Genomic DNA, 4567 nt, shown 5'->3' with positions numbered 1-4567 from the left:
GACGCCGCACCTATAGCCAAGCCGATCCTAGACAAGGTCGTAAGCGTGTTCGAGAACCTGACCGGTGCAAGAGTACTGGTCTCGTACGAGGCCTCCGGGAATATCTACACGAAGATCAAGGAGGGCGTCCCGATAGACGTGGTGATTTTCGCGTCTGAGGACTGGGGTGTTAAAGCCCTTAACAACGGGCTAGTCTACTCGACCCCCACCACGGGCCTCGGCTACCAGGTCGTCCTAGTCTACGTCAGAAGCACAGTCCCGTACAATATAACGTGTGTGGACGACCTAGCCAAGTACGACGTGAAAGTCGGGGTCGCGAACCCGCAGGCCGCGCCCGCCGGGGCTGAGGCCCTGAAGATAATCAACCAGAGCCCCAATGCCAGCCAGATAATGGACAAGATCGTCGTAGCCAAGGACATCGCTGAGCTAATCACGTGGTACAAGTTGGGTGGTGTCGATGCCGCCTTCATATGGAACACGTTCAACTCGACGCTGGCCAACTTGACTAAGACCGTGATCTACCCGTGGAGGTGCGGCTATAACACTAGCGTGTACTTCTCACCGGTCTACGTGTCGAAGACTAGCAAGAACGTGGAACTGGCTAAGAAGTTCGTCGAGTTCCTTTCGTCGGACTACGTCAAGAACGTGGAGAGGCAGCAAGGCTTCTTCGCCACAAAGGAAGAGGCCGAGTCCTTCATAAGGTCCACTTCAGCGTAGGTACAACCCTATAACCTCTAATATTATTTTTGACGCCAACACAGAGGTGATGCCTCCCGGGTCTACTAGTGGGTTTACCTCCACTACGTCTACACCGACCAATCTGCTGGAGCTTGCTACTAGCTCTCTTACCAGTTCCAGTAACTCCCAGGGCGTCAAGCCGAGAGGCTCGGGGTTGCCAACCCCTGGAGCGTAAGAGGGGTCTACGACGTCCATGTCTACGCTGATGTAGACTGAGCCTAGCTTACCTATGTTCACCCCTCTCCTGGCCTCTAATACGTCCAGTACTCTAACGTTGTCGAGGTCTTTGACGTACTCGGCCTCCTCAGCGCTCAGCGCTCTCGAGCCGATGTGTACAACCCTGAAGCCCTTCTCTACCAGCCTCCTGGCGAACGTGGCGTGGTTGAGCGTCGAGCCCAGGTACTCGCTCCTCATGTCGAGATGGGCGTCGAATATTACGACCGTGTCCACGAGGTCTCCCAGCGCCTCGACGATGGGTAGCGTCACGAGATGCTCCCCGCCCACGAACACCTTCAGCGAGTCTGGGTAGTCCTCTCTTACCCCCTTAGCGACCGTCTTGATGTTCCTCAGCGACAGCTCCACGTCTCCCTGGGGTATGACGATGTTCCCCAGGTCGGTCAGACCGATGTGCTCGAGACTCCTCCTACCGAGCAGAGAGTAGAGCTCCAAGTTGCACGCCGCTTCCCTTATACTATCGGGGGCGAGCCTTGAACCGGGCCTGTACGTCGAGGTCGAGTCGAGAGGGGCGCCCACTATGACGATGCCCGGCTCTTCCTTCTCGATGCAGCCGAACGGCTTGGTCTTCGTCAACAAATGCCTCCAGCCCATGTAGACACCTCGCGTGATTTGTCCTTATATTATCCGGAAATTTAATATGAATCCCCTAAGGTGGGCGGTAATTGAGCGACGTGTACGATAAGCTAGCCGACCTAGCAAAGAAGAGGGGGTTCTACTGGGTCTCCTACGAGATATACGGTGGACTTGCCGGCTTCTACGACTTCGGCCCCGTCGGCGTGCTCCTGAAGAGGAACATCATCGAAGAGTGGCTTAGGACCTTCGTCTACGCCTTCGACTTCATGGTGGAGGTCGAGACGCCGGTCATAAACCCCCAGGTGGTGTTCAAGGCCAGCGGGCACGAGGACCACTTCACAGACCCCATAGTCGTGTGCACGAAGTGTGGAAGAGTGTACAGGGCAGACCACTTGGTCAAGGAGGCAACAGGCCTGAACGTGGAGGGGGCCAGCCTAGAAGAGATCTGGAGGGTGATCGTGGAGAAGAACGTGAGGTGCCCCGAGTGCGGCGGCGAGCTGTCCAAGCCCGAGAACGCCCTCCTCCTCTTTAAGACCGAGATCGGCCCCTACAAGGGGCAGTTGGGGTACTTGAGACCCGAGCTCGCCCAGGGGATGTTCGTCAACTTCAAGACTGTGTTGAATATCGCTAGGAACAGGCTACCGCTCGGCATAGCGCAAATAGGAAGAGTTGCCAGGAACGAGATATCGCCTAGACAGGGGCTCTTGAGGCTGAGGGAGTTCACTATCATGGAGCTGGAGTTCTTCCACGACCCTTCCGAGAGCGTTAGAGAAGTGGAAGAGTACCTGCCCTACGTTGAGGGCGAGACGTTGAACATTGTGACAGCAGAGAGCCGCGAGAGGGGTGTCGAGGAGCCTGTCACGGTCACTGTCAGGGAGTCTATCAGCAAGGGTATAGTCAAGAACCCGTGGCTAGCCTTCTGGATGGGGGTCGGAAACAAGTTTGTGAGATCACTCGGCATCCCGCCCGACAAGACAAGGTTCTTCGAGAAGTTGCCACACGAGAGAGCACACTACTCGGCTCAGACGTTCGACCAGGAGGTCTACTCGGCCAAGTTCGGGTGGGTGGAGGTGGCGGGTTACGCCTATAGGACGGACTACGACTTGAAGAGGCACATGGACTACAGCGGTGTAGACATGTTTTACTTCAAGAAGTACGAGAAGCCCGTCGAAGTCGTCAAGAAGAGGGTGATCGTAGACTACAAGGCCCTAGCTGAACGCCTAGGTGAGCGGTTCCAAGAGGCGTTGAAGGCTCTCCAGGGGAAGAGCCAGGAGGAGCTGTACGAAGAGATCTCGAGCAAGGGCTACGTAGAGGCGGGGGGCTTGAAGATAGGGAGGGAGTTCTTCACGCTGAGAGAGGAGAGGTCCCTCGTCCACGGGGAGAAGATCGTACCCCACGTAGTGGAGCCCTCCTACGGGGTTGAGAGGCTACTGTACGTGCTCCTGGAGTACTCCTACAACGTCGTCGAAGACAGAGTAGTGCTGAAGATACCACCCCGGTTGGCGCCTTTCCACGTAGCCGTCTTCCCGCTCATGGCCGGGAGCAGAGAAGAGCACAAGGCCATGGTCTCGTTAGCGAGGAGGATCGTCCAGAACCTTAGGGAGAGGGGGCTGCGCGTGGTGTACGACGAGGAGGGGAGTATAGGTAGGAGGTACGCTAGGGCGGACGAGATCGGGATCCCCTATGCTGTCACGGTAGACCACCAATCGCTCCAAGACGGCACAGTCACTATCAGGTTCAGGGACACGCGTAGGCAGGTGAGAGTGGGCATCGGCGAGTTGTACGATACCATACTTAAATATCTCAGAGAGAATACTATGATATGACTTTGAGAGATGACGCGTCATGAGCCAAGAGGGTAAGGAGGCCGGGGGGAGCAAGCCCGACATAAACAAGCTACTCGCAATAGTCCCGCCCGCCAGCGAGTTGAGGAAGAAAGAGACCAGTATTAAAGAGAAGAGGATTAGAGTCCAGTTCGACTCTAGCCTAGACCCCTCTAAGATGAAGATCCCCACAGAGCTGGCCAAAATGCTCGGCATCAAGGAGGGAGACGCGGTAGAGCTCGTTGTAGCAGGGAAGAAGAAGTTCACCTACACAGCCACTCTGTTCGAGTCGAGCGACACCAACGTCGTGTACGCTCACCCGGACGAGTTGACGAGGCAGGGGGTCGCAAACAACAGTATAGCTACGGTTAGGAGGGCTCGCTAGCTTCGTAGAGGACAGCCTATAGTAATCTAAAGTCAGGGTGTTTCCTGGGTGGGGTCTGAAAGCGTGGACGTTCTAACAGCGTTGAAAAGACTCGTAGACGACTACGAGGAGATCTTGGACTTCGCCAAGGCCATACCATATACGAGCGACAGGAAGCTCATCACCAGCTTTATACAGAGGCTCGCAGACGCAGTAGAGAGGACGGGGCGGCTCGAAGCCGAGTACAGAGCAGCCGATGTGCGCGACCCAACCATGTCCAGGTATATCCACACCTACTACACATACCTAACCGCCGTCTCGATACCTTACCTGAAGGACCTCCTCTCCGACGCCGTGCTTGAGCTGGAGAAGAAGGGGCTTGTAGAAGAGTCGGCGAGTATAAGGAGACTCCTCGAAAAGATAAGCTCTATGCGTCTACCCTAGAGGGTGGCCGGGGCCCGCACACGAGCCCCAGCTGCGCTCTACTCGGTTAAGCCGATCCTTTGGGCTATATCGTAGACTAGGACGGGCCTCCAGTACTCGCCCTGGACCGCTTTAACAGCGCCTATGATCCATAGCACTACTACGAGTAGCCAGAACAGCGCCGACAACACGCCAGCGAGGATGCCTAGGTGTACAAGAGAAAGGAAGAGGTCTACTATCCACAACACCACATAACCGGCTATCACCAGGATGAAAAACCCTATGGAGAGGAGCGACCAGTGCTTAACGTATCTCAGGTTGGGCTTGAGCACCAGCGCTAGCACCGGCCCGACTAAGGGTATCAACCACGCGATAAGACCCCAGATCTTCTCCTCCTCTTGAAGCGTCA

The 4567-nt window shown here is 56.0% G+C and carries 6 protein-coding genes; 4 read left to right on the top strand and 2 right to left on the bottom strand.

Going from position 1 to position 4567, the window contains the following annotated elements; translation table 11 throughout:
* A partial coding sequence (gene modA / locus ACP5VX_RS04515) for a molybdate ABC transporter substrate-binding protein (protein ID WP_428724704.1) occupies positions 1-717 on the top strand: 717 nt, incomplete at its 5' end.
* Here modA and speB read toward each other — a convergent pair.
* Positions 709-1566 (bottom strand): agmatinase, encoded by an 858-nt coding sequence (gene speB, locus ACP5VX_RS04510; RefSeq protein WP_428724703.1) that lies wholly within the window; start codon positions 1564-1566, stop codon positions 709-711. The two genes, modA and speB, sit on opposite strands and share 9 nt — an antisense overlap.
* Before the next feature lie 71 nt (positions 1567-1637).
* Between speB and glyS the strand changes: the two genes are divergently transcribed.
* Genes glyS through ACP5VX_RS04495 form a run of 3 tightly spaced genes read left to right on the top strand, consistent with a single transcriptional unit; the run spans position 1638 to position 4179 of the window.
* A complete protein-coding gene (glyS, locus tag ACP5VX_RS04505; RefSeq protein ID WP_428724702.1) occupies positions 1638-3374 on the top strand; it encodes a glycine--tRNA ligase in 1737 nt (578 codons plus the stop codon).
* A gap of 19 nt (positions 3375-3393) precedes the next feature.
* Positions 3394-3756 (top strand): AbrB/MazE/SpoVT family DNA-binding domain-containing protein, encoded by a 363-nt coding sequence (locus tag ACP5VX_RS04500; protein ID WP_428724701.1) that lies wholly within the window; start codon positions 3394-3396, stop codon positions 3754-3756.
* A 48-nt stretch (positions 3757-3804) separates the two neighbouring features.
* Positions 3805-4179 (top strand): hypothetical protein, encoded by a 375-nt coding sequence (locus tag ACP5VX_RS04495; protein ID WP_428724700.1) that lies wholly within the window; start codon positions 3805-3807, stop codon positions 4177-4179.
* Positions 4180-4217: 38 nt separating this feature from the next.
* Here the strand turns inward: ACP5VX_RS04495 and ACP5VX_RS04490 are convergent.
* Positions 4218-4567, bottom strand: a 350-nt coding sequence (locus ACP5VX_RS04490; RefSeq protein ID WP_428724699.1) for a DUF4870 domain-containing protein, incomplete at its 5' end; no start/stop codon positions are given.

The sequence above is a fragment of the Thermogladius sp. genome (assembly GCF_049970955.1).
Lineage (GTDB): Archaea > Thermoproteota > Thermoprotei_A > Sulfolobales > Desulfurococcaceae > Thermogladius.
This window is presented reverse-complemented; position numbering and strand designations above follow the sequence as displayed.